General features: G+C 70.1%; 23 protein-coding genes. 10 read left to right on the top strand and 13 right to left on the bottom strand.

The features are described 5' to 3' along the window. Positions 1–61: 61 nt before the first annotated feature. Entirely contained in the window at positions 62–658 is a 597-nt protein-coding gene (locus tag CRP56_RS22135; RefSeq protein ID WP_097266565.1) for a hypothetical protein, read from the bottom strand. A gap of 206 nt (positions 659–864) precedes the next feature. Here CRP56_RS22135 and CRP56_RS22130 point away from each other — a divergent pair, with 206 nt between their 5' ends. The 5 genes from CRP56_RS22130 (at position 865) to CRP56_RS22110 (ending at position 7,748) form a co-directional block, all read left to right on the top strand. Next, on the top strand, positions 865–2,469 hold the full coding sequence (locus CRP56_RS22130; RefSeq protein ID WP_097266563.1) for a carbohydrate-binding protein: 1,605 nt from the start codon (positions 865–867) through the stop codon (positions 2,467–2,469). Positions 2,470–2,535: 66 nt separating this feature from the next. Then, on the top strand, positions 2,536–3,147 hold the full coding sequence (locus tag CRP56_RS22125; protein ID WP_179851087.1) for a toll/interleukin-1 receptor domain-containing protein: 612 nt from the start codon (positions 2,536–2,538) through the stop codon (positions 3,145–3,147). Then, positions 3,147–6,596 carry an FxSxx-COOH system tetratricopeptide repeat protein gene (fxsT, locus tag CRP56_RS22120; protein WP_097266559.1) on the top strand — a complete coding sequence of 1,150 codons (3,450 nt, stop codon included), beginning with the start codon at positions 3,147–3,149 and terminating at the stop codon, positions 6,594–6,596. The genes CRP56_RS22125 and fxsT overlap by 1 nt, the downstream gene beginning before the upstream one ends. A 79-nt stretch (positions 6,597–6,675) precedes the next feature. After that, positions 6,676–7,515, top strand: a complete 840-nt coding sequence (locus tag CRP56_RS22115) for a helix-turn-helix domain-containing protein (RefSeq protein WP_097266557.1) — start codon at positions 6,676–6,678, stop codon at positions 7,513–7,515. After that, positions 7,512–7,748, top strand: a complete 237-nt coding sequence (locus CRP56_RS22110; protein ID WP_097266554.1) for a DUF397 domain-containing protein — start codon at positions 7,512–7,514, stop codon at positions 7,746–7,748. The genes CRP56_RS22115 and CRP56_RS22110 overlap by 4 nt, the downstream gene beginning before the upstream one ends. Here CRP56_RS22110 and CRP56_RS22105 read toward each other — a convergent pair. From CRP56_RS22105 to CRP56_RS22085, 5 genes are all read right to left on the bottom strand, one after another. Further along, a complete protein-coding gene (locus tag CRP56_RS22105; RefSeq protein ID WP_097266552.1) occupies positions 7,735–8,919 on the bottom strand; it encodes an NAD(P)/FAD-dependent oxidoreductase in 1,185 nt (394 codons plus the stop codon). The two genes, CRP56_RS22110 and CRP56_RS22105, sit on opposite strands and share 14 nt — an antisense overlap. Before the next feature lie 124 nt (positions 8,920–9,043). Beyond that, positions 9,044–9,997 (bottom strand): RNA polymerase sigma factor SigJ, encoded by a 954-nt coding sequence (gene sigJ, locus CRP56_RS22100; RefSeq protein WP_097266549.1) that lies wholly within the window; start codon positions 9,995–9,997, stop codon positions 9,044–9,046. A gap of 42 nt (positions 9,998–10,039) precedes the next feature. After that, a complete protein-coding gene (locus CRP56_RS22095; RefSeq protein WP_097266547.1) occupies positions 10,040–10,663 on the bottom strand; it encodes a Uma2 family endonuclease in 624 nt (207 codons plus the stop codon). A 152-nt stretch (positions 10,664–10,815) separates the two neighbouring features. Beyond that, positions 10,816–11,943, bottom strand: a complete 1,128-nt coding sequence (locus tag CRP56_RS22090) for a sugar ABC transporter substrate-binding protein (RefSeq protein ID WP_097266545.1) — start codon at positions 11,941–11,943, stop codon at positions 10,816–10,818. A 227-nt stretch (positions 11,944–12,170) separates the two neighbouring features. Further along, on the bottom strand, positions 12,171–13,880 hold the full coding sequence (locus tag CRP56_RS22085; protein WP_097274341.1) for a lysyl oxidase family protein: 1,710 nt from the start codon (positions 13,878–13,880) through the stop codon (positions 12,171–12,173). A gap of 219 nt (positions 13,881–14,099) precedes the next feature. Here CRP56_RS22085 and CRP56_RS22080 point away from each other — a divergent pair, with 219 nt between their 5' ends. Further along, the gene (locus CRP56_RS22080; RefSeq protein ID WP_097266543.1) at positions 14,100–14,525 is read left to right on the top strand and encodes a luciferase domain-containing protein; all 426 of its coding nucleotides are present in this window, start codon (positions 14,100–14,102) and stop codon (positions 14,523–14,525) included. On the opposite strand, the gene CRP56_RS22075 is transcribed toward CRP56_RS22080, so the two are convergent. Beyond that, positions 14,455–15,507, bottom strand: coding sequence for an NAD-dependent epimerase/dehydratase family protein (locus tag CRP56_RS22075; protein WP_373559664.1), 1,053 nt, complete (start codon positions 15,505–15,507; stop codon positions 14,455–14,457). The two genes, CRP56_RS22080 and CRP56_RS22075, sit on opposite strands and share 71 nt — an antisense overlap. Positions 15,508–15,599: 92 nt before the next feature. Between CRP56_RS22075 and CRP56_RS22070 the strand changes: the two genes are divergently transcribed. Continuing rightward, positions 15,600–15,965: a DUF6479 family protein gene (locus CRP56_RS22070; RefSeq protein ID WP_097266539.1), complete on the top strand. Its 366-nt coding sequence runs from the start codon at positions 15,600–15,602 to the stop codon at positions 15,963–15,965. A 65-nt stretch (positions 15,966–16,030) separates the two neighbouring features. Here the strand turns inward: CRP56_RS22070 and CRP56_RS22065 are convergent, their stop codons facing one another. Then, a complete protein-coding gene (locus CRP56_RS22065; RefSeq protein WP_097266537.1) occupies positions 16,031–16,522 on the bottom strand; it encodes a DUF7144 family membrane protein in 492 nt (163 codons plus the stop codon). A gap of 148 nt (positions 16,523–16,670) precedes the next feature. Here CRP56_RS22065 and CRP56_RS22060 point away from each other — a divergent pair, with 148 nt between their 5' ends. Further along, positions 16,671–17,150: an FxLYD domain-containing protein gene (locus tag CRP56_RS22060; protein WP_097266535.1), complete on the top strand. Its 480-nt coding sequence runs from the start codon at positions 16,671–16,673 to the stop codon at positions 17,148–17,150. A gap of 19 nt (positions 17,151–17,169) precedes the next feature. Here CRP56_RS22060 and CRP56_RS22055 read toward each other — a convergent pair whose 3' ends face one another. Continuing rightward, positions 17,170–17,844: a DUF6445 family protein gene (locus CRP56_RS22055; protein WP_097266533.1), complete on the bottom strand. Its 675-nt coding sequence runs from the start codon at positions 17,842–17,844 to the stop codon at positions 17,170–17,172. 171 nt (positions 17,845–18,015) lie between these two features. Further along, entirely contained in the window at positions 18,016–18,810 is a 795-nt protein-coding gene (locus CRP56_RS22050) for a hypothetical protein (RefSeq protein ID WP_097266530.1), read from the bottom strand. Between the two features lie 301 nt (positions 18,811–19,111). On the opposite strand from CRP56_RS22050, the gene CRP56_RS22045 reads away from it, so the two are divergent. Further along, positions 19,112–19,795 (top strand): DUF4142 domain-containing protein, encoded by a 684-nt coding sequence (locus CRP56_RS22045; protein ID WP_373559761.1) that lies wholly within the window; start codon positions 19,112–19,114, stop codon positions 19,793–19,795. Between the two features lie 5 nt (positions 19,796–19,800). On the opposite strand, the gene CRP56_RS22040 is transcribed toward CRP56_RS22045, so the two are convergent. Further along, positions 19,801–21,501 (bottom strand): glycoside hydrolase family 13 protein, encoded by a 1,701-nt coding sequence (locus CRP56_RS22040; protein WP_097266528.1) that lies wholly within the window; start codon positions 21,499–21,501, stop codon positions 19,801–19,803. Between the two features lie 269 nt (positions 21,502–21,770). Here CRP56_RS22040 and CRP56_RS22035 point away from each other — a divergent pair, with 269 nt between their 5' ends. Next, positions 21,771–22,700: an LAETG motif-containing sortase-dependent surface protein gene (locus CRP56_RS22035; RefSeq protein WP_097266525.1), complete on the top strand. Its 930-nt coding sequence runs from the start codon at positions 21,771–21,773 to the stop codon at positions 22,698–22,700. A gap of 57 nt (positions 22,701–22,757) precedes the next feature. Here CRP56_RS22035 and CRP56_RS22030 read toward each other — a convergent pair whose 3' ends face one another. Together CRP56_RS22030 and thrS are read right to left on the bottom strand one after the other, a co-directional pair. Then, entirely contained in the window at positions 22,758–23,717 is a 960-nt protein-coding gene (locus CRP56_RS22030; RefSeq protein WP_097266523.1) for a nucleoside hydrolase, read from the bottom strand. Positions 23,718–23,755: 38 nt separating this feature from the next. Beyond that, the gene (thrS, locus tag CRP56_RS22025) at positions 23,756–25,003 is read right to left on the bottom strand and encodes a threonine--tRNA ligase (protein WP_306459447.1); all 1,248 of its coding nucleotides are present in this window, start codon (positions 25,001–25,003) and stop codon (positions 23,756–23,758) included. Positions 25,004–25,120: the final 117 nt, after the last annotated feature.

Here is a 25,120-nt window from a genome sequence, read left to right as displayed (position 1 = left end):
GGGCAGCAAATTGCGGTCGGACTGCACCAGCACTTTCGCAACAGGCCCCCTCACCGGAGGCCTAGGCGGGCTTGCCCGGGGTGCCCTTCCACGGCCAGTAGGAGAAGCCGTTGCCGGTGTACCAGTCCAGGCGGGTTTTGCCGCAGGCGCCGCTGTGCACGTCCAGGAAGTCGTAGTTGACGGCCTTGATGGACTTCTTGGGGAAAGTCACGGAGATTTCCGTGGTGACAGTGCCGCGCGAGGGGATCGTGCCCACGGCCAGGGACTGTGAGTTCCACAGGGGCAGCGAGCCGTTGGTCTTGCTGTTCCAGTGCAGCGCCATCGAGTGCCAGGAGCCCTTGCCGACGCGCCAGCGGACGTGCGGCGCGGGGCCCCGGTTCTTCATGAGGTTGCCGATGGCGAAGACGTACGAGGCCTTGGTGAGCGCCGTGTTCTCGGTGTTGTGGAGCCGGAGCTTGGCGTGGAGGGGAACGCCGGGCTTCTGTGCGGTGGGGACGACCGATCCGGCAGGGTCCGAGACCGATACCGCTCCGTACCGGCAGTCGTACTCCGCGGCGGCGCCCTTGGTCACAGCCACGGCACCGTGGGCGGCGAGCGTGCTCAGGATGCCGGCGGTGGCGGCGAGAACGGCGCCGTGGCGAACAGCAGTTTTCAACATTCCTCCTCGTCGCCTCGATGCCACAACGGCGCACGGCCTGCCGTCAATGATCTTTGCGGGATCATTGCGGTGACTTGAGATCGCTGTTCATGGTCATGAACAGCGATCACATACACATCTATTGACGCGTACAGAGCAGGCCCTTACGGTCCGGAGAAAGCGCTTTCCCCTTCTCTGGAACCCGCAACAGAAAGGGCACGGCTCCCATGACCAACCTCTCCGCTCCACGCACGAGACCCCTGGCCGCCGCATCATCCGCGGTCGCGACCGTCGGCCTCCTCGCCGGCACCCTGGTCGCCCTGTCCGGCACCACGGCGAACGCCGCCACCACCCGCTACGAGGCCGAGACCGCACCCGCGGTCTGCACCGGCGCCGTCGAGACGGAGTGGACCGGCTACTCCGGCAGCGGCTACTGCAACGGCACCAACGCCGCCGGCGCCTACAGCCAGTTCACCGTCTCCGCCTCCGCCGCGGGCACCGCCACCGTCAGCGTCCGCTTCGCCAACGGCACCACCACGGGCCGCGCCACGGACGTCGTCGTCAACGGCACGACCGCCGCCTCGGCGTCCTTCGAGGGCACGGGGGCGTGGACGACGTGGGCGACGAAGACGTTCACCGTGCCGGTGAACGCGGGCAGCAACACCATCCGCCTCAACCCGACCGGCGCGGGCGGCCTGGCCAACATCGACTACGTCGACGTGGAGACGTCCGGCACCACCACCCCGCCCTCCGCCACGGCCCTGTACGTCTCGCCCACCGGCACGGACGGCGCGGCCGGCACGGTGTCCGCGCCGACGACGCTGACGTCGGCGATCAGCCGGATCGCGGCGGGCGGCACGATCTACCTGCGCGGCGGCACATACACCTACGCGTCGACCATCACGATCCCGGCCGGCAACAACGGAACCTCCACCGCCCGCACCCTCCTGTCCGCCTACCCGGGCGAGACGCCGGTCCTCAACTTCGCGGCTCAGAGCGAGAGTTCGACCAACCGTGGCATCCAGCTGTTCGCCGACTACTGGCGGCTGTACGGCCTGGTCGTCGAGCACGCGGGCGACAACGGCATCTACGTCGGCGGCAGCAACAACGTCATCGAGCGCACGGTGACCCGCTACAACCGTGACACCGGACTCCAGTTGGGCCGCATCGCCTCCACCACGCCCAGCAGCGCATGGCCGTCGAACAACCTCGTCCTCAGCGCCGAGTCGCACGACAACGCCGACTCCGACGGCGAGGACGCGGACGGCTTCGCGGCCAAGCTGACGACGGGCACCGGCAACGTCTTCCGCTACGCGGTGTCCCACAACAACATCGACGACGGCTGGGACCTCTACACCAAGACGGACACCGGCGCGATCGGCCCGGTGACCATCGAGTACTCCCTCTCCTACGGCAACGGCACCCTCAGCGACGGCTCCCAGGCCGGCAACGGCGACCGCAACGGCTACAAGCTCGGCGGCGACTCCATCGCCGTCAACCACGTCGTCCAGCACAGCGTCGCCTACGGCAACGGCCACCACGGGTTCACGTACAACAGCAACCCGGGCTCGATGACCATCACGAGCAACGTGGCCGTCGCCAACACCGAACGCAACTTCAACTTCGAGACCGGAACCTCGGTCTTCCGCTCCAACACCTCCTGCGACAGCGGCGCCAACGACCGCTACGCCGGCGACGCCGACAGCTCCAACCAGTTCTGGTCCGGCACGAACGGCTCCCGCTGCGCCTCGTACACGGGCGCGCTGGGCTGGTCCTTCGCGGCGAACGGGAGCTTGGTGGTGACGTTCGGCGGCAAGCAGGTCACGCTGTAGGACGTTGCCTGCTCCAGGGCAGGAAGGTCAGGACGTATCCGACCTTCCTGCCCTAGATTTGACGCCGTGCGGCACGCCGGAGGGGGCACGGTGGACTACGACTACGACGTCTTCATCAGTTACAGCCACAGAGGGCATGTACGGGACTGGGTGAAGAACCACTTCAGCCGTGAACTCCAGCTGTATCTGGAGGACTTGCTCCCCACCGACCCCCGCATCTTCGTCGACTTCGAGATACCCGCGGGATCGCCCTGGCCCGACCGCCTCGAACAGGCGCTGCTGCGCAGCCGCTGCCTGGTGGCCATCTGGTCACCGCCGTACTTCCGTTCGGACTGGTGCATGGCGGAGTGGAAGAGCATGCAGCTGCGCCAGGAGTCGCTGTCGCGGGCCAACGGCCAGGCGCCGACGCTCGTCTACCCGATCAACTTCATGGACGGCGAGCACTTCCCGGAAGAGGCGCAGAAGATCCAGCAGTACAAGGAACTCACCAAGTACGGCTACGACGGCCCCCAGTTCCGCGACACCCCCGCCTACCTCGCCTTCCAGGACCGGATGCGCACGGTCGCCGAGGAGGTCGCGGCCTGTCTGGCCTGCGCCCCCGAGTGGCAGGCGGGCTGGCCGGTGGTCCGCCCCGCCGCGCACGAGGAGTCCCCCCAGCGTTCCGTCCCGAGGCTGTGATGACGATGGGCCAGGGCCGGATCGCGACCTTCTACTCCTACAAAGGCGGCGTGGGACGCAGCTTCCTGCTCTCCAACTCCGCCGTCCTGCTGGCCCGATGGGGCTACCGAGTCCTCTGCATCGACTGGGACCTGGAGGCCCCCGGCCTGCACTACTACTTCCGCCCGTACATGGACGTCCCCGCCACCGGCCTGACCGACATGGCGCTCGCCGTACGCGAGGGGGAGCGCGTCGGCGCGCTCGACCACATCACGCCGGTCACCCTGGAGGACGGGGCGACGCTCGACCTGATCGCCGCCGGCGGCGTCGGCAACGACTACGTCCCCAAGCTCCAGAGCATCGACTGGGAACAGCTCTACCTGGAGCACGACTTCGGCAACGTCCTGGAGGGCTGGCGGGAGCGCTGGCTCGACGCCTACGACGTGATCCTCGTCGACAGCCGCACCGGCATCTCGGACTCCGGCGGCATCTGCACGGCCCAGCTGCCGCACATCCTCGCCTACACGTTCACCGCGAACCAGCAGAACGTCGACGGCGTACTCGACGTCGTCCGCCGCGCCTCCGTCACCCGCAATACCCTCCCCTACGACCGCTCACGCCTCCTCACCCTCCCCCTCCTCTGCCGCTTCGACATGAGCGAGGAGTACGAACGCGCCGCCGAATGGCGGGAGAAGCTGCGCGGCGAACTCAAGTCCAGCTACGACGCCTGGGTCCCCGACGGCTCCCCCGTCGAACGGGTCCTCGACAACTGCACGGTCCCGTACTCCGCGTACTGGTCCTTCGGCGAGGACCTCCCCGTCGTCACCGAGGACTTCCGCAACCCCCAGCTGATCAGCCACAGCATCGCGTCGATCGCCGCGCTGATCGCCCGCAACCTGGAGGACGCGCGGCTGTTCACGGAGAGCCGGGACGCGTATGTGGACGCGGCGATCAGGACGGGGCGGCGGGGCGGGCGCTACGCGTACGACTTCTTCATCAGCGGTACGCCGAAGACGGAGCACGAGGCCGCCAGGCTCGGGGCGCTGCTGGCGGAGGCGGGCCTGTCCAGCTTCTCGGCACTACAGCCGGATGCCGGCCCGCGCGAGGATCTTCGGCCGGTCATCGACAAGAGCCGCCATCTCCTGCTGCTGGCCCGCGACTCGGTGGACTCCTGGCATCGGGACGAGCTGAACTACTTCCTGCGACAAACGCTGGACGAGCAGTCGGACGACCGTACGGTGTTTCCGGTGGTCGGTTCGATGCGGGTACTGCGTGATCTGCCGTCACTGGTGCAGGCGTTGCCGTCGTACCGGCTTGCGGAGGATCAGTTGGGGGAGGTTGCGCGGGGGGTTGCGGCGCGGGTTCGGTCGGAGTCGGGGCGCGTCGGCTTCGAGACGGGGTCCTCGTCGGGGCGCGGGCGGGTGTTCGTCGTTCGCTCGCCAGCGGAGGAGGGGGCCTGGGAGAAGTGGGTCACCTGGACCCTGCGGGAGGCGGGGTACGGCGTCGGCCAGCAGTGGCCGGGCCAGCGGGGCGACCGTTTCCGTACGACGCTTATGGGACTACCAGCCGAGGACCGGGTCGTGGCCTTGTACTCCGCCGCGTTCTTCGGTGAGAGCGGGGTGCCCCAGGACGCATTGGAGGCGCTGCTGGCGCAGCCTGAGAAGTTCGTCCCGCTGCGCATCGAGGCGGTCGAGGTGCCGGGGGAGCTCCAACGGCACGGTTACACCGACCTGTTCGGCGTGGACGAGCAGGAGGCACGGGAGGCGTTGCTGCGAGCGGTTGAAAACCCGGTCAGTACGCCTACGAGTCCGCCGGCCTTCCCCTCGGCGCGTACGACTGAGTCCCGACTACCAGGGGTTCACCCGAGCGCGTGGAACCTCCCCGCCCGCAATGCCGGCTTCATCGGGCGGGATGACCTGTTGCTGGAGATCAGGTCCAGGCTGACGGAATCGACCCCCAGGGCACCTCTGGCACTGACCGGGCCTTGCGGCGTCGGCAAGACCCAGTTGGCCTTCGAGTACGCCCACCGATTCAGCGGCGAGTACGACCTGGTCTGGCGCATGGCTGGGGCGGACGTCTCGTCCTTGGCCGGGCTCGCCGTGGCCATCGGCTGTGCGCGGGACGACAGCAGCTGGGGCGAAGCGGTCCGGGCCCTCCGCCAAGAGTTGCGCGACCGTTCGCGATGGCTGTTGATCTTCGATGGCGTCGAGATCCCTGCCGCACTCTCCGGTCTCCTGCCGAGCGGTGACGGGCACGTGCTGATCACCTCCCGCAACCCGCACTGGCATCAGGTCGCCGCCACGCTCGACGTCGGCGTCCTGTCCAACCCGGATGCGGTCGCGCTGCTGACGTCCCGCAGTCGTGGCCTGCCCGAGCCGATGACGATCGAACTCGTCGATGCGCTGGACCATCTGCCCCTCGCGCTGGTACTGGCCGCGGACGCGCTGTACGTCTTCCCGCCGGAGCAGTACCTGCTCCTGCTGCAACAGCACGCCGCCGAAGCACTGCACGACGACGGGCCACCCGACTACTCGGGGTCCCTCGCCTCCCAACTGGAGTCAAGCCTGACGAGACTGGCCGAGCAGAACGCCGAGGCCGCCCTCCTGGTGCGCGCGTGCACGCTGCTCGCCCAGGCGCCGCTTCCTCTGAACGCTGCCGCCCTGGGGTCCGGTCCCGGCGCGTTCCGTCAGCTGCTGATGATGGTCGAGCGGACCGGGCTGGCCCGGGTGTCCGGCGGCAGCATCCTGATGCCCCGCTTGACCCAGGCCGTGCTGCGCGACCTGCTCAGGCCCGATGAGCGGGCCGCCGCCGCCACGCTCGCCAGCCGACTGCTGGCCGCTCTCGTCCCCGGCGACACCGACCCGGACGCCTGGCAACGCTGGTACGACCTGTGGCCCCACTATCTGGCCATCGCCCCGAGCGACATCGTCACCGAAGAGGCGCGGCTCGCGACACTCAAGGCCTGCTGGTACCTCATGGAGAAGGGCGCCGACGCCGAGGCACTGAGCAGGCTGGGGGACCTGTACGAGACCTGGAAACGGGAGTCGGGTGCCGAGGCCGTGGAAACCTTGGCGGCGGCCGGCTATCTGGCGCACGCCCATTACGTCATGGGCGACCCCGAGGGGGCGTACCTCCTGGACACGCAGCTCCACAGCTCGCAGCGGAGCCTATTCGGTGTGGAGGACCCCGACGCACTGCGTACCGCCACCAATATCGCCCTCGACCTGGCGGCCCGCGGCCGGTACCAAGAGGCAGCTGACCTCGGGGAGAAGACCCTGATCATCCAGCGGGGGGTGCTCGGCCCTGACCACTCCGACACCCTGCACACCGCCAACAATCTCTCGATAGACCTCGAAACCCTCGGTCGGTTTGAGGACGCGGGTGACGTCCTCTCGGCCCCCCAGCGCACCATCAACAGACGTAAGCGGCGCCATCCCCCCAAGGGCGCCCCGAAGCTGACTCGCCCCTGAGCCGCACCCCCACCCGTACAACTCGTTTGTACGGGTGGGCAATGGTGAACGTACGGGGATCAGTGGGGAGTTCTTACCCATGGGGACGACGACAGGGCCGCGGTCACGGCATGCACGCAGGAACGCGTCGGCGATGCGGATGGTGGGCGCGCTGCTCGCCGTGTTCCGTACGGCGGCTGGGTATACGCAGAGGTCGCTGGGGGACGAGTTCGTCATCGGCGAGGAGACGATCGCGTCGATCGAGCAGGGCAGGCGGCGACTGAAGCCGGATCTCGCCGAGCAGTTGGATGACTTCCTGGACACCAAGGGGGCGTTGTCGGCGGCGCTCAGGCATTTGCCGGAGGTGGATCTCGTACCTCAGTGGGCGGAGGAGTATCTGGACCGGGAGCAGGAGGCCGTCGCCATCTCCTGGTACGAGAGCCTGGTGGTGCCCGGCCTGTTGCAGACGGAGGGCTACGCGCGGGCGGTGTTCCGCAACCGCGTGCCGCTCTACGACGAGGAGGAGATCGAGCAGTTGGTCGCCAAGCGCATCGAGCGGCGGGACATCCTGCACCGCAAGGCGCCGCCGATGGCGAGCTTCGTCATCTGGGAGGCGGTGCTCCGGGACCGGCTGGGCGGCGAAGACGTGTACGCGGATCAGGTGCGACACCTGCGGGAGTACTCCGAACTCCCGGGCATCACCGTGCAGATCCTTCCGCTGGGCCGCACCTCGCACGCCGGGCTCGAAGGCCCCCTCGTCCTGCTGGAAACCCCCGAGCACCAGCGGCTCGCGTACAGCGAGACACAGCGTGGCAGCACCTTGATCGCCGATCCCGACGAGGTGGGGATCGTGGCCCAGAAGTATGCGATGCTGCGGACGCAGGCCCTCAACGAGGAAGACACCAGGGCCCTGTTGGACCGTCTTCTGGGAGAGCGATGAGCGACACCGAACTCACGTGGTTCAAGTCCAGCTACAGCAGCGGTGAAGGGGGCGCCTGCGTGGAAGTCGCCTACAGCTGGCGCAAGTCGAGCTACAGCAGCGATGAAGGCGGCGCCTGCGTGGAGGTGGCCCTCCAGCCGGCCACCGTCCACATCCGCGACTCCAAAACCCCCACCACCCCCCACCTCAAAGTAACCCCCGCCGCCTGGGCCGCCTTCGTCACGCAGCGGTAGCGTCAAACGCCCGCCCCCCGACCCGCAGCCCCACAACCCTCCTCCGCCGCACCGGATACATCACCGGCTTCGCCACCGACCAGTACGCCCCCTTGCAGATCAGTTCCTTGTAACGGGCGGCGCCGCGGCCCGTCCACGCACGCTCCTTCACCGTGTCGTCGGGCGTCACCATCTGGATGAGGCCCTCGTTGCGGCCGAGGCTGATGCACTGGTGGGTGTAGCCGATCACGGTCTGCGGCACCTTCGTGCCGGCAAGCCGCGCGGCGATCACGTCGGCCGCGTGCCAGGCGGCCGGGATGCCCGAGGCGCAGGACATGCGCAGGGGCTTGTCGTTGTGGCCCAGGGCGTACGCGGCGTCGCCGATGGCGTACACGTCGGGGTGCGAGACCGAGCGCATGGTGGCGTCGACGACGATGCGGCCGGTGTCGGTGACGTTCAGAGACGTCGCCGCGGCCAGCGGGTGGACCGCGAAGCCTGTCGTCCAGATCGTCACCGCCGCCGGGAGCCGGCCGGCGTCCGTCCGGACCGCGTCCGCCTCCACCGCCGTCACCGTCGTGTGCTCGTGGACCGTGATGCCGAGGTCCGCAGCGACCTTGCAGACGTGGGCGCGGCCCTTCGGGGACAGCCAGGCGCCGAGGCCGTCGCGGGCGACGAGCGCGATGTCGAGGTCGGGCCGCGACTCGGCCAGCTCCGTGGCGACTTCGAGGCCGGTGAGGCCGCCGCCGACGACGACCACGGGGGCGCCGGCGGTCAGTTCGGTGAGGCGTTCGCGCAGCCGGAGGGCGCCGGCGCGGCTCGCGATCTGGTGGGCGTGCTCGGTGACACCGGGGACGCCCTGGTCGGTCCAGCCGCTGCCGAGGGCGTAGACGAGGGTGTCGTAGGCCAATGGGTCTTCAGTGTCGTCGACCGTGACCGTCTTGGCGTCGGTGTCGATCGACGTCACCCGGGCGACGCGGACTTCGACGCCTGTGCCCTTGAACACCTCCGCCAGCGGGCGCGGCTTCAGCTCCTGCCCGGTGGCCAGCTGGTGCATCCGGACGCGTTCGACGAAGTCGGGCTCGGCGTTGACGAGGGTGATGCGGACGTCCTCGCGGCGCAGGCGGCGGGCGATACGGCCGGCGGCGGTCGCTCCGGCGTACCCGGCGCCCAGGACGACGATGCGGTGCTTCATGGTGCGGGCTCCTGTCCGGTTTCGGTTGCAGTTGCGGTTTCGGTTGCGCACCTTGAACCGGACAGCCCGTGGATTCCTGACAGGTTCAGGAAGTGACCTGCGTCACGGCACTCGGTAATAGCCGTCAGAAGGCCTGGAACAGGGGTTTCCCATGGTCCACGCTCCCCCACCACTCGCTCGCCCGCGTCAGCTTGTCCGGGTTGATCTGGTTGCGGACCGCGACGATGCCCTCGGCGGTGACCTCCAGGCACATCACCCCTACGACCCGGCCGTCCACGACCGCCACCGCGGCGGGCTCGCCGTTCGCCGTCCAGGCGTACATCTCGGGACGGCCGCCCGCGTAGTCCCGCTTGACCTGGGCGGGCCTGAACAGGCCCCACAGGAACTTCGCGACCGCCACGGCACCGCTGAACGGCGTGGCGCGGGCCGGGATCCTCCCGCCGCCGTCACCGATGCTGGTCGCGTCGTCGGTGAGCAGCCGGATCAGGGAGGCCGTCTCACCGCTGGTCGCGGCCGCGAGGAACTCCTCGACGAGCTGCCGGGCGGCGGCCTCGTCGATCTCCCCGCGGGCCTTGCGGGCCCCGCCGTCGGCGACGTGCTTCTTCGCGCGGTGGTAGATCTGCTGGCTGGCGGCCTCGGTGAGGTCGAGGATCTCGGCGATCTCGCGGTGCGGGTAGTCGAAGGCCTCGCGCAGCACGTAGACCGCGCGCTCGTTGGGGGTCAGCCGTTCCATGAGGGTGAGCACGGCGTACGACACCGACTCGCGCTGTTCGACGGTCTCGGCGGGGCCGAGCATGGGGTCCCCACCGAGCAGGGGCTCGGGGAGCCACTGGCCGACGTAGGTCTCGCGGCGGGCGCGGGCCGAGGTCAGTTCGTTGAGGCACAGGTTGGTGAGGACCTTGGTCAGCCAGGCCTCCGGCACCTCGATCCGTTCGGTGTCCGCCGCCTGCCAGCGCAGGAAGGTCTCCTGCACGAGGTCCTCGGCCTCACCGACGGACCCGAGCAGACGGTAGGCCAGCGCCAGCAGGCGATACCTGGAGGCCTCGAAACGATCGACGTCCGTCACGGTCGCAGACATGTCCCCGACCCTAGGCGGCTGTTGTGGATCAGGCCAGGGCACTCACTCCGCGAGGAACGCCGCCGTGTCCAGGGTGGGGTAGGGCGCGGGGAGGGGGAGGGGCTGCCCGAGGCTGACCTTGGTGTCGGTGTCGTAGTACGCCTCGGTGGGGTCGTCTCCGGGGAGAACCGGATGGGTGTAGCAGTGGGCCGTCTTGGAGTGGCGGTCGATGAGGACGTAGGTGGGGACTCCGGCGGCGGCGTAAGTCCGGAATTTGGGTCCAGTGTCAGTCTCATGGTTGGTCGAGGTGACCTCCCCCACCAGGTCGATCATGTCGATGGGGTACCAGCCCTTGTGAACACCGCGGTACGACTCGTCCAGTTCGGTCGGCTCCCGACGAAGGACGTAGAAGTCCGGAACCAGAAGTGTCATCGTGCGGCCGTCCTTGTGGGAGGCGCGGTAGCCGTTGCCCATGCCCACGAGCCGGAACCCCGCCATGCGGAACTGGAAGCTCAATTCCAAGGCGCCGGCATTGTGCTGGTGATTCGGCTGTGGAGGCACGATGATGGTCCCCTCGACGTACTCGGGTCGAATCGGCGCCTGGGACGCTTCCTCGATCGCGATCAACAGATCGATGGGATCCTGCTTCGGCTCCATGACCAGCTCCCCGATGGGTTCCGCCCTCATCTCCGGTCCTCCTCGTCACGCTGATGCCAGGCTAAGCCCGCGGCGGGTGCCCCGGCAGAACGATGGGGCACCGCCCACGCCACCCGCGCCGCGATGCCCCGCCCTTCACTCGAACGAGTGTGCTGAACCGTTACGCCGTCCTCACTCCCGCCCTACTCCAGACCGATCGCCGCGCACCTCGCCGCGTACGCCGCCGTACAGATGTCCTTGACCGTGTAGACGCCGTCCTTGATCACGGTCTCCTTGATGTTGTACTGGGTCAGGGCCACCACCGGGACCAGCATCGACGGGATGTCCTTCTCGGTCGGGCTGTCCACGGTGTCCTGGGTGAGGGCGTCGAACATGATGTCCTGGCCCTGGATCTTGGCGACGGCCATGTCCGCGGCGCTGTTCGCCTCCTCCAGGAACGACTTGTAGACGGTCATGTACTGCTCGCCGGAGACGATCCGCCGGACCGCCGGCAGGTCGGCGTCCTGGCCGGTCACCGGCGGGATCTTCGTCGCGCCCGCCTTCTTCAGGGCGTCGATCGCCGCGCCCGCCATGCCGTCGTTGGCGGAGTAGACCGCGGCGATGTTGTGGACGCCGATCGCCGCGATGGCCTGCTTCATGTCCGCCTCGGCGATCTTCGGCAGCCACTCCTCGACGTCGTACGACTTGGCGATGGCGACCTTGTTCTGGAGCACGCCGAGAGCGCCCTGCTTGAAGCGGGCGGTGTTGGGGTCGGCCGGTGAGCCGTTCAGCATGACGATCTTGCTGCTCTCGGCCTTGTCGCCGAGCGCCTCCACGATGGCGCGGCCCTGCACCTCGCCGACGAGTTCGTTGTCGTGGGATATGTAGGCGTCGATCGGGCCCTGGGCCAGGCGGTCGTACGCGATGACCGGGATGCCCGCGGCCTTGGCCTTCCTGACCGCCGGCTCGATGGCCTTGGCGTCGACCGCGTCCACGAGGACGGCGTCGACGCGCGCGGAGATCATCTGGTCGAACTGGCTGCTCTGCCGCTTCGCGCTCGCCCCGGCGTTGGCGTAGCGCACCTTGCCCCTGCCGTGCGTGAGCGTGGCGACGCGGGCCTTGATGAGGGGGTAGTCGAACTTCTCGAAACGCGTCGTCTCCTTGTCCGGCAGGAGCAGCCCCACCGTGAGGTCGTCGCCCTTCGCGGGGCTCCGCGTGCTGTCGCCGCCGCCCTCCGCGGCGTCGACGACTCCGCAGGCGGTGAGCAGGAGGGCGGAGCCGACGGCGAGGGCAAGACGAAGGGCGGTGCTGTGGGGGGTACGAGCGTTCACGTTCCAGGGCCTTCCGGGCGATTGCGCGGCAGGGCGGCCGGGTCACGTCACGGCGACATCAGCCCTGCGGGATCCCGAGCCTCTCGCGCGCGGGCCGCTCCCAGGAGGCGGGTGCGGAATCTCCCCCACCCGTCACGCCATGTTTCACAATTCCCGTGCATGGAAAAGGTGCGGGCCCCCGGAGGAGGCCCGCACCGTCGCTCACACCGTCGGTTACGCCGCCGGCGTCAGGGCGCGTTGACCAGGTCGACCGGCGGGACCTGGACCGTGCGCTTGCCGGGCTCGCCGCCCAGGATCACCTTGCGCAGGGCGACGTTGTTGTTCAGGTTCGTCTCCTGGAGGCGCTTCTCCGGGTTGGCGATGACCTCGATGTAGTACGTGCCGTTCGGCAGGTCCGTCACGTCGAAGGACTGGCCGGGGCGGTACTGGGTGTAGGTGTCGCCGGAGCCGACGTCGAGGACCTCACGGACCGAGATGGAGTTCTGCTGGCCGCAGGCCGTCGACAGATCGGTGTTGTACGGCTTGAAGTTGGCGTTCTTCACCGTGTAGTCGATCGCGTCGGTGTTGGCGAGGCAGAACGCCTCCTTGCCGCTCTTGACGATCTCGTGCTGGTCGGCGGCGAGCAGGCGGTAGCTGGCGAAGTCGGTGAAGTGCCAGTGCTCGTGGCCGACGCGCGGGTCCCACTCCATGGTGCCGGTGGGCGCGTAGCCGACCTGCTTGCCCTTGGCGTCGTAGAAGTACTGGTAGGCGTCCATCAGGTCGGCGCCCGGCTTGCGGAAGCCGTCGACGACCAGCGGCGCCGGTCCCGCGTTCCAGACGTTGGCGCTGAAGGCCAGGTAGTCCTTGCCCGGCGCGTCGCCGTCCTCGCCGTCGGTGATGGCGATGTCCCAGGCGGGCAGCGACCGCAGGTCGGGCTTGGGCACGCCCGCGGGGGCGCCCGCCCGGCCCGTGGGCCGCTGGCTCGCCGGCTTCAGCGCGGGCGCGATGCGGGAGCCGTCGGTGTGACCGGTGCCGTCGCCCAGGTGGTGGGCCAGACCGCGGTCCTCCAGCGCGTGCGAGAGGGCGCCCGGGGTGGGCTCGTCAGCGCCGCGCGGGCCGTAGTGGTGGGCCATGGAGTGACCCGCCATACCGCTCATGCCGCTCATGCCGCTCATGGAGTGGCCGCTCATGCCCGTCATGCCGCTGCCGCCGCCGTTGCTGATCTGGCGGACGGTCACCTTGATGGTCCGCTGGTCGTTCGGGATGCCGAACAACTCGCGGTACTTCTTGGCGACGCCCACCTTCGCGGTGTACTCACCGGCCGGCAGGTCGACCGGCTTGTCGTAGTCGACGGTCGAGGAGTTGGCCGCCCAGCCCTTCTCGACACCCCACACCGAGCCGAGGGTGAACGGGTTGGTGGGGCAGCTCTCCGGGTAGTGCGAGGTCGCCGGGGCGTCCGGGCGGAGCCGGCCGGAGGCGTTGTTCGGGCAGAACGTGCCCTTGGGCTTGGCCACCTCCTGGCCCTGCGCGTTCTTGATGGACACCTCCAGGAAGTCGGACAGCCCGGAGAAGTCCTTCACCAGCCCCGAGGGCAGGGCCTTGCTCCCGATCTTCTTGCCCTTCGCGTCGCGCAGGATCTGCTGCGCGACGACCGGGTCCTTGTACGACTTGCGCTTCACCTGGAACTCCAGCGGCGCGTTGTCGACGGTGATGTACGTCCCGAGGTCGAGGTAGACCCCCGGTTCCCCCTCGTACCGGTCGAGCGTCACGGCGTTCGTCGCGGCGATCAGCTTCAGCTTCGGCTTGCCGGGTGTGGCGGCCTGTGCCGCACCGGCGCCGGGAGCGGCCCCGGCACCGGTGATGACGACGGTGAGTACCGCCGAGGCGGCGAGCGCCACGCGTCGGGCGCGGCTGCGATGGTGCTGACTGGTCATCGGTTCCTCGTCTGCGAGTGCCATGGTCAGTGGCATCGGACTGGACAGCTCACACGACGGCCGCTGATACGGGCGCACCCCAACGCGCCCGGGCCGGTTCTGTGAGCACCCTGTGAGAGTGGTAAACGGTGTGTCGAGGTTGCCTGTTGAACCGAAAGTCGCGCCGGACTTCCTCCGAAGGAGGGACGGTTACGTTTTGCTCAACCCCTGGTTGCCGGGCGGTGATCAGGCGACGATGGGCGTATGACGCTGGCCGAGCGCGCCCTTGAGCGCCTGCGAATCTGGCCCGACCTCCGCACGGGGCGGGCCAGTTGCGGTACCGGAAGCGCGCTGCGCGCCGGTCGCAGCGAGATCGTGCACTTCCACTCCGCCCATGAGGTGGACCTGCATCTCACCGACCGGGCGCTCGACCGCTTCGGCCTCGACCTCGCGGAGTCGACGGCGATCCGGCTGGTCCCCGGTTCCCGCTGGGTCACCGTCCACCTGGACTGCGACACCGACGTCGATCTGCTGATGAGCCTGGTCAGCATGGCCCTCAAGGCCCATCAGGCGCCGCAGGCCGAGACGACGGACGTGTGCAACTTCCGCCGGGTGACGGTCATCCCGTCGGCGCCGCCCGCCAGGCCCGGTGGTGGTCGAGGATCGTCTCCTCGAACGGGCGGTAGGTGACGCCGAGTTCGGCACGGCTGCGGCTGTTGTCGACGCGGAAGCGGATGCCGAGGTGCTTGCGGATGTAGTCCTGGGTCAGGCCGAACGCGGGACCCAGGAGCCGGATCGGCCAGTGCGGCAGCCGGGTTCGGGGCAGCCGTAGGTCGCGGGGGCGGGCGGTGCGCAGGACGCGGGCCATGTCGTAGAAGGAACTCATCGTCTCCGCCGCGAGGATGTAACGCCCGTGCGCGTCCTCGTTCTCGGCCGCCGCGATGTGCGCGTCGGCGACGTCCCGGACGTCGACCGTCGTGAAGCTGAAGTCCGGGGCGCCGTAGAAGAAGTAGCCCTTGAACAGCTCCTCCAGGAGGAAGAGGCTGCCCGACTCGGAGGCGGGAGTGAGGGAAGGGCCCAGGATCAGGCCGGGGTTGAGGGCCACCATCCGCCAGCGGTCCTGCGCCTTCGCCGCCTCCCAGGCGCTCTGCTCGGCGACCGTCTTGGCGTAGTGGTACGGGTTGTTCGCCACCGTGCTGGTGGTGTTGACGTACTCCTCGGTGAGGACCTGGTCCGTCATTTTCTCCAGTACGTCGATGTAGTCGCCGAAGATGGCGCCGACGGTGGACGTGAAGACCAGGCGGCGGACGGCCGGGGTGCGTTCGATGGCGCCCAGCACGTTGCGGGTGCCGAGCAGCGCGGGCTCGACGACGTCCCGCCGGCCGTCCTTGATCTTCTCCGGCATGAGGAACGGGGAGGCCACGTGGAAGACGGTGGCGCAGCCCCGCGTCGCCTCGTCGAAGGAGCCCTCGACGAGCAGGTCCGCCGCGAAGAGGTCGAGCCGGCCCGGGAATCGGTCCCGCATCGCCCACAGCGGCCTGGTCTTCGGTGAGTCGGCGGTCGAACGGACCGTCGCATGGACCCGGTAGCCGCGTTCCAGCAGCCGTAGCACCAGATGACTGCCGACGAAGCCGCTGCCGCCGGTCACCAGGACCGGCGCCGTTCTGTCCACGTCGCCCACCCGTGCCCCCCTGCCGGTCGCAGTCGTCGGTGTCCAGTATGGCGAGCAGGCGCGTGGTGCGGGTGCGGGTGGATAATTGCGATATGAGTACGGCAGCGTACATAGTCGCGGCCTCGGGGAGCGATGTGCTCAACGTGGTCGCCGCATTCGTCGGTGGCGCGGTCATCGCCGGGGCGCTCATCTGGGCCGTACAGTTCGGCATGCGGGTCCGGGACCGGGAACTTCCCCGGCCGCGCCCCGAGGAACAGCCCAGACTCCCCAGCACCGGCGCGATCCGCGAGATCAGAGAGATGCGGGAACCGGACGAGCTCCCGCTCACCGAGCGGGAACGGCTCATGCCGCACCAGCTCCATCACTCGGGCAGCAAACGCGGGAAGGACCAGAACCGCAGACGCTGGCTCCCAGGCTCCAGCGGCGGCTTCGGCAGCGGCGGCCTCGGCCACGTCTGACAGACACCACCAGGGGCTGCGCCCGCCGCACCGGCGGGCGCAGCCCCTCTTTCACGCGACCCGGCTCAGGTCGTGCCGCGCCGGGCGCCGGAGGTGTCGGGCGCCGTCGCGAGGGCCCAGATCACGAAGAAGTCGACGCCGATCATGAGCCCGGACCAGACCGGCGAGTACGGCAGGAACAGGAAGTGCAGCACCATCGCCGCCGACGCCAGGAAGATGCCGGTCATCCGGGCCCACCAGGCACCCTTGAGGACGCCGTAGCCGACGCCCATCAGGACCACGCCCAGGGCCAGCATGATCCAGCCCCAACCGGTGAGGTTGATCTTGTAGACGTAGTCGCCGATCCGGTCGTACACGTCGTCCTTGGCCAGCGCCGAGATGCCCTGGAGGATCGCCAGCACGCCGTTGACCAGCATCAGCACACCGGCGAAGACGACTCCGCCGGTGGCCCAGCCACTGCCGGCGCGGTCGGGCGGCGGGGCGGGTTCGGCCTGCTGCCGGCCCTGGTCCCACCCCGGGGACGTGCTGGGAGGTGTCGTGTGCGGCTGCTGGGTCATGTCCGTACCCCGTCTCTCGCGCGGTCCGCGCGTCGGTGTCGGTGATGCTTCGACCATCCGCGCGGTGCGGGAGCGGCGCCCGGGGGGCTGCGCCGTTCGGGTGACGGCCCGGGTGCGGCGGCGGGCGCGAAGGCCTTCACTGGAGGACATGACCGGTAACCGGACGCACCGCGCCCCGATCACGCTCGTCACGATCGCCGCGCTGTCGGCCCTGACCACCTTGACGGGCTGCTCGGGCGACGACACCCCGTCCTCGGTGGCGAGCAAGGCGGCGTCCGTCGCCTCCCGGGCCACGGAGGTGTTCGCGTCGGCCACGGCGGAGGCGGGGAAGAAGTTCGACGACGTCAAGAACGGCGTCGACGTCAAGGGCGACGTGACCCTGGGCACCCCGCGGACCGGCTCCGACGGGCGCACCACGGTAGAGATTACCGTCAGGAACACCGCCGACTCGCAGAAGTCGTTCCTGGTGCAGGTGAACTTCAGGGACGGCAACGGCGACCTGGCCGACGCGGCCGCGGTCACCGTCTCCGACGTACCGGCGGGCGGCACCGGGAAGGCCACCGCCCGCAGCAACCGCGGCCTGTCCGGCACCGTGAAGACGCAGGTCGCGAGGGCGGTCCGCTACTGAGCCCGCCCGGGAGGACGGCTCAGGCCATCCAGAAGAACACCGCCGTCATCCGCTTCTCCTCCAGCGTCGTACCGCAGTAGCCGGTCGCGCTGTGCACGAGGTTGGCGTTGTAGAGCAGCAGCCGGTTGAAGCGGTGCGGGACGCGTACGTCCTCCTCGAAGGCGTCGGGCGCCACGAACCGGGTGCCGAGCGCCTCGACGAGGTTGTTGTGCGGGGCCTGCACGACATTGCCGCCGAGCCGGCCGCCGGGCAGGGACTGGCGGTAGAAGCTGGTCCCGCAGTCCTTGGGGACGGCCGGGTTGAGGTAGAGCACCGCCGCGTACCGGCACAGGGAGCGTGAGTCGGTGTGCGGGCGGGGGGTGCTCTCGCCCTCGCCGACGACCTGGACGCAGTTGTGGTTGAGGGTGCCGCCGCCGGGCGCCGACTGCACCCACAGCTCCTTGGCGCCGGTGGCCTGCCGCACCAGCCGCTCGACCCGGGCCAGCTCCCCCGGCTCCAGACCGGGCATGGCGCGCAGCCCCGGCCAGGTCTCCGGCCGGTGCGGGTATCCCTCCACCCAGTCGTCCTTGGCCAGACACCGTTCCCGTACGGCGTGCGCGTCGGGCAGGACATCGTCCAGGACCCAGTAGTCGCGGCCCTTGGTGGGCTTGCGGTACGGGAGAACGGGCAGCGTTCCGGAGGGGTGTGGGGGCATGCGCCGAATCTAGGGCCGGGCCGCTTCTGGACTCGCCCGCGAACCGGTCTGGAATCCTCCGCGAACCGGTCAATGAACGGTCAACGTCCGTACGGAATAAGGGAGATCACGCACCGAATCGTCCGCATTCCGGTCCCCAAGACTCGGTAATCCGCCGGTAACGGCCGCTGCCTAGGGCCGTCCCCTCGGCCCCGTCCCGCCGACCACCACATAGATCTGCTCGCTCACCGCGGCCACCCCGTTGAAGGTCGCCGTCGCCTGCAACCGGCCCGGCCCGGCCGGCAGCTCGGTGGAGGGGACGCAGGTCCATCTGCCGTCCCGGTCCGCCGTCGCCGTGCACACCTCCGGGCCCGGCTCCGGGCCCTGCCCGGTCACGCCCTCGTCCTTCGTCGCCTCGTACCGGACGGTGATCTGCGCCCCCGGATAGGCCGTACCGCCCGTCACCGGCCGCGCGGCGAGCGCGACCCCGGACACCGGCCGGGTGAGGGTCGGTTCGGGCAGGCCGACGGTGACCGCGCAGGTCCCGTGGTCCTTGCGCGTGCCGTGCGCGTCCGTGAGGCGCACCGCGCAGCCGGCCAGCCGGGTGCCGGGCACCGCGTCGGCGGGCACGGCCAGCACGAACGGGAAGGAACGGCCCTGCCAGGGACGTCCACTCGCCGACCCGGTCCAGGTGTACGACGCGCTGTCGCCGTCGGCGTCGACCCGGCCCCGGTAGTCCTGGGCCTGCAGGGGCGTCTTCGTCACCTCGGCGCCCTCCGGCGCGGTCAGGGTCAGCCGGGACCCGATGCCGAGCGCGTCCCCCTCGTACCCGGCGATGTCGACGATGCCCTCCCGGCCGGGCAGGACCGTGACGTCGCCCCACAGTTCACGCGTGCTCTCCGCTCCCTGAGCGGGCGTCAGCACGCCGAGCGCGGCGAGGGCGGTGGCGGCGATGCCGAGGACGGCGGTGTTCCTGGACCTGCTCATCGTGTGCGGGCTCCCTGTGCGGACGAGGTCGGTCGGACCCACCCCCGGTTGCGATTCTCGCGGGGTACCGTCCCGGGGCACGTGCGCTGTGCGGCCGTATGGCCGAAGCCGTTCGCGCCCAGGTGGCGACCCGGCGTGGCTCCTGTCACAGCATGAACAACCGTGGCTCCTCGTCCGTACAGAGGGTCGTACGCCCCCCGACCGGACAGGAGCCACGGTGCGCTTTTCGCGGAACGCGACGGGAACGCTCTTCGTGGGCGGTGCGCTCAGCCTGACGATCGTCGCGCTCGCCTACCCCACGATGCTCGGATTCAACAAGGTTGCCACGGCACAGGACCGCGTCATCGCCCAGACGCAGTGGGGGCCGTTGACCGAGCAGGACCGCGACTTCGTGGTCAAGGTGCGGGCGGCGGGACTGTGGGAGTACCCGCTGGGGAAGGTCGCCCTGGAGAAGGGCACGACCCCCGAGGTCAAGGAGGCGGGCCGGCATCTCATCGACGGTCACGCCGCCCTGGACGCGGCCTGCCGCAAGATCGCCCCGATGCTCAACGTCACGCTGCCGAACGTGGCGAGCCCTCAGCAGCAGGGCTTCGTGAACACCATCGAGAGCAGCAACGGCAGGGAGTTCGACTCGAACTTCGCCAACATCCTGCGCATCACCCACGGTTCGATCTTCAACACGATCGCCAAGATCCGCTCCACCACCAAGAACTCGCTGGTGCGCTCGCTGGCCGACATGGCCAACAACACGGTCCTCGACCACATCACGGTCATGGAGAGGACCGGCTTCGTCAACTTCGACCAGGCCCTCTTCCAGCAGACCACCCCGCCGAAGCTGCCCGACACCGACCTGACGCCGCCGGCCCCGCAGCCCGGTGCCCCCATGGTCGTCCTGACCCCGCCGCCGAGCCCGACGTCCACCCCGATCGCCATCCCGGGCGAGGCAGGGGCCCCGGGCGCGACCCCCAGCCCGACGATCGGCTGACCCCGCTAGGCCAGCCACACCGTGGTGTCCGGTCCCAGCAGCCCGTTCTCCAGCGGGCCGCTGGCGACCAGCACTTCACCCTCCGGCAGCGCGACCGCCGTCTCCGACAGGTTCGTCACGCACCGCCAGCCGCTGTGCCGGGCGAAGTCCAGCACCCCGGCCGGGCTGTCCTCGGCCCAGGTCAGCGCCTCCCCCTCCAGCAGCTTGCGGCGCAGCTTCAGGGCCGTGCGGTACAGCTCCAGGGTCGAGCCCTCGACGCCCTCCTGCGCCTCGACGGCGTACGCGGCGAAGCTCTCCGGCTGCGGCAGCCAGGCGCCGCCCGCCCCGAAGCCGTACGACGGGCCGGTGCGCGTCCACGGCAGCGGCACCCGGCAGCCGTCGCGGCCCTTGCGGACCCGTCCCGTCTGCTCCCAGACGGGGTCCTGGAGCACCTCGACGGGCAGATCGGCGACCTCGGGCAGTCCGAGTTCCTCGCCCTGGTAGACGTACGACGAACCCGGCAGCGCCAGCATGAGGAGCGTCGCGGCGCGGGCCCGGCGCAGCCCTCGGGCGGTGTCGATCTCGGGGGCGTGGCCGGCGGACAGCAGCCAGGCGTTCTCGTCGGTGCCGGGCGGGAGCATCAGGCGGGAGGTGTGGCGTACGACGTCGTGGTTGGAGAGCACCCAGGTGGCCGAGGCGCCGGCCGCGCGGGCGCCGGCGAGGGAGTCGGTGATGACCTGGCGCAGCGCGTCGACGTCCCAAGGTGCTTGCAGATAGGCGAAGTTGAAGGCCTGGCCGAGTTCCTCGGGGCGGGCGTACAGGGCCCGCCGTTCGGCGCTCGGGACCCAGGCCTCGGCGACGGCCATGCGGGGCGGGCGGTAGGAGTCGAGGACCCTGCGCCAGTCGCGGTAGATCTCGTGGACCTCGTCGCGGTCGAAGAACGGGTGGGTGCCGGGGGCGAACTCGGTGAGCGCGTCCTCGCCGCTGAGGGCGGGCGCGCCCAGGTCGCGCAGGGGGTCGGCCAGGTCCTTGGCGAGGGCGTGGGCGACGTCGACGCGGAAGCCGTCGACACCCCGGTCGGACCAGAAGCGCAGCGTGGTGCGGAAGTCGGCGCGGACTTCTTCGTTGCCCCAGTCGAAGTCGGGCTGCTCGGGGGTGAACAGGTGCAGATACCACTGTCCGTCCGGGACGCGTCCCCACGCGCTGCCCCCGAAGACCGACTGCCAGTCGGTGGGCGGCAGTTCGCCGTGTGCGCCGCGGCCGTCGCGGAAGACGTACCGGGCGCGGGCGGCCGAGCCGGGTCCCGCGGCGAGCGCCTCCTGGAACCAGGCGTGCCGGTGGGAGCTGTGGTTGGGGACGAGGTCGACGATGACCTTGAGCCCGAGGCGGTGGGCCTCGGCGGCCAGGGCGTCGAAGTCGTCGAGGGTGCCGAGGCGGGGGTCGACGTCCCGGTAGTCGGCGACGTCGTAGCCGCCGTCGGCGAGCTCGGAGGGGTAGAAGGGGCTCAGCCACAGGGCGTCGACGCCGAGGGCGGCCAGGTGGGTGAGGCGCGCGGTGATGCCCTTGAGGTCCCCGAGGCCGTCACCGTCGGCGTCGGCGAAGCTACGGGGGTAGATCTGGTAGATGACGGCCTGTCGCCACCAGTCGGGGTCCTTGGACGAGAGGTCGTGGGTCACGCGGCGCTCCTGGCTGATCCTCGCGGGCGGAAAGACGGACGGAAAAGACATACAAAGGGGAATCTGTCCCCAGCTGTGCCAGGGCGAACCCCGCACATTTCGTGGAGCAGCACGTTCCCTGTGTGGCGGAATTGTGATGACGACGGAACAGACCTTGTATTCCCGCAGGTTGACAGGGTTCCGGCGGGAGATCCACGATGTCCGAACGCTGTTGTGCGTGTGACTCGTGTGACCAATGAGTCCAATGTTTCCGAGCGCCCTTTTGCGCTCCGCAGCGCTCCACAGCGCCTTTCGGTTCACTCCACCCTGATGGGATACGCATGTCCATAGCGAGATCTGTCACTGTGCGCCGCCTGCTGGGGACGGGCGCCGCGACGCTCGCCATCTGCGCCTTCACCGCTTCCGTCGCCTCGGCCACCGACTGCCCCGGCGGCAAGGGCTGGGACGACGGTGGCAGCTACAAGCCCGGCACGGGCGCCGGCACCGAGACCGGCACCGAGCTGTGCGAGTTCTCCCTCGACGGCAAGAACTTCTTCCCCTCCGTCAAGGTCGACGACCAGAACCTCAAGCCGACCGAGGACGGCAAGATCCACGTCACGGTCCGCACCGCCGGCAACGCGTCCACCTGCACGGCCTCGCTCGCCTCCTACCGGGCGCACGGTCCGACCTTCGCCACCTCCGGCGAGCAGGTCTTCCACGACTTCGACACCGTGTCCGTCAAGGCCGGCGGGACCGACACCCTCGACATCGCCATCCCGGACCAGGGCTGCTACGCGCAGATCGACCTCTACCGGGGCAACACGAAGTTCGACGGCAAGCTCGACGCCAACGACGGCTTCCAGCACGGCGACCTGCCCAAGGGCCCGGACCACCCGGTCATCAAGGACAAGCTGATCGCGGCCTGGAACGGCGGCACGAAGGACTGCACGGCCCAGCCGTCGCCGACCCCGACGCCCACCCCGTCGGCCTCGGAGTCCACCCCGGCCGAGGAGACCACCCCGCCGGCGTCCGAGTCCGAGACCCCGACCCCGACCCCGTCCGCCTCGGAGTCCACCCCGGCCGAGGACACCCCGTCGGCCTCGGAGTCCACCACCGCCCCGGCGGCCACCCCGAACGGCGGCGGCGACGACCTCGCCGAGACCGGCGCCAGCAGCAACACCCCGATCATCGCGGGCGGCGCGGCCGTGCTGCTGGCCGGCGGCGCGGGCATCGTCCTGGCGACGCGTCGGCGCAAGGCGACGCGCGCGTAAGGAACTCACCAGTCATCTGGACGCCGGGCAAGGGGACCTGCCCGGCGTTCAGTGCGTTCAGCTCTCGACGGCGCCCAGCCACAGTTTCACGTACCGCTCGACGTCGACGTCCAACGCCACGTCCACCAGGCGCAGTTCACGCTCGCCCCCGTGGATCTCGGCCTCGCCGGGCCGCGGGCGGCGGTCGACGATGGTCTGGCCACGGGTCGGGCCCGGGGCGAGGGAGACCTCGACGGGCAGCAGGCTGGTGGTGAGGCCGCCGGGGTCGGCGACCGCGCACACCGCGCCCGCGTCCCCGAGACCGCCGGTGGGCGTGGGGTCGCCGGAGGTGGCCGGGTCGCGGTGGGCGAGCAGTTCGCCGGCCAGCCGCAGCCGGGGGTCGGAGCTGGCGCGCAGCCGCTGCACGTCCGCGGCGGGCACGATGACCCGCCGGAAGACGTCGAGCCCGTACATGGTGATCGGCACCCCCGCGGTGAGCAGGATCGCGGCGGCCTCCGGGTCGTGCCAGACGTTGAACTCGGCGACCGGCGTGGCGTTGCCGACCTCCACCGCGCCGCCCATGAAGACGATCCGCTCGATGTTGCGGGTCACCTCGGGGTGGGTCCGCAGCAGCAGCGCGATGTTGGTCAGCGGGGCGGTGGGGATCAGGGTCACCGGGCGCGGCGAGGCGAGGATCTCGCGCCGCAGCAGGGCCACCGCGTCGAGGTCCACCGGGCGCCGGGTCGGTGCGGGCAGCCCGAGGTCGCCCATGCCGTCCTGCCCGTGCACGTGCGAGGCGGTGCGCACCGGCTCGATCAACGGCCGCTCGGCGCCCCGCGCGACGGGGATGTCCCCGGCCCCGGCCGTCTCCAGCACGGTCAGCGTGTTGCGTACGACCCCGTCGACGTCGGTGTTCCCGGCCACGCAGGTGATCGCGCGGACGTCGAGACCGGGGTGCCGTACGGCGAACAGCAGGGCGAGCGCGTCGTCGACGCCGGTGTCGCAGTCGATGATCACGGGGATGGGCTGGGCGGTCACGGGGACTCCTTCCGTCGTGTCACCGACCTTACGCAGCCTTAGGCGGCCGCCCACAGTTCGGCGCCACGGGTCCGGGCGACGGCCGCGACCCGCGCCAGGAGTTCGTCCACCGGGACGGCACCCGGCCGCCGCCCGTCCCGCAGCCGTACGGCGGCCAGCTCGCCGTCGGCCTCCCGCGCGCCGACCACCGCGACGTACGGCACGAGCCGCGCCTCGCGCACCCGGGCGCCGAGGGTGCCGTGCTCCGGGCCGGCGAGCTCGGCCCGCAGCCCGAGGTCGAGGGCACGCCGTACGACCTTCTCCGCCTGCGCGTACTGCTCCTCCGCCACCGGCAGCACGACCAGCTGCACCGGCGCGAGCCAGGCCGGGAACGCCCCGCCGTGCTCCTCGATGAGATGCGCGACGGCCCGCTCGACGCTGCCGATGATGCTGCGATGCACCATGACCGGGCGGTGTTTCGCCCCGTCGGGGCCGATGTAGTGCAGGTCGAAGCGTTCGGGCTGGTGGAAGTCGATCTGGACGGTGGAGAGGGTGGACTCGCGTCCCGCGCGGTCGACGATCTGCACGTCGATCTTCGGCCCGTAGAAGGCGGCCTCGCCCTCGACGGCCTCGTACTCGACGCCGTCCAGGACCTGTTCGAGCAGCGCGGTGGCCCGCCGCCACAACTGCGGGTCGGCCACGTACTTGTCGCCCTCCCCCGGCAGGGACAGCCGGTATCTGGCGGCGCGGATGCCGAGGTCGGCGTAGGCGCGGCGGATGAGCGCGAGGGCGGCGCGGGCCTCCTCGACGGCCTGGTCCAGGGTGCAGAAGATATGGGCGTCGTTGAGCTGGATGGACCGCACGCGGGTCAGCCCGCCGAGCACACCGGACATCTCGGACCGGTACATGCCGCCCAACTCGGCGATGCGGAGGGGCAGTTCGCGGTACGAATGGGACCGCGACCGGTAGATGAGGGCGTGGTGCGGACAGAGGCTGGGGCGCAGCACGACCTCCTCGCCGCCCAGTTTCATGGGCGGGAACATGTCCTCGCTGTAGTGGTCCCAGTGCCCCGAGATCTCGTACAGCTCCCGTTTCCCGAGCACCGGCGAGTACACGTGCCGGTACCCCGCGCCGCGTTCCGCCTCCCTGACGTACTCCTCCAGGGTGTGCCGTACGACGGCCCCGTCCGGCAGCCAGTACGGCAGCCCGGCGCCCATGAGGGGGTCGGTGTCGAACAGGTCGAGCTCGCGGCCGAGTCGGCGGTGGTCGTTCATGACGGTTTCCTCTCGATGAGAGGGCGAGCGCACCCCCGGGCAGCAGAAAACCCCGGGCACTCGCCCCGGGGTTCGCGTCAGCTCAGGTGTCAGCGCGCCGGGACGTGGTCCGGCGTCGTCGTGGGAGACGGGTTGGCGCGCTTCATGCGG

The organism is Streptomyces sp. TLI_55, from assembly GCF_900206255.1.
In the GTDB taxonomy this organism is placed as follows: Bacteria; Actinomycetota; Actinomycetes; order Streptomycetales; family Streptomycetaceae; genus Streptomyces; species Streptomyces aquilus.
Note: the sequence above shows the minus strand (reverse complement) of the source record. Positions and strands in the feature narration are given on the sequence as shown.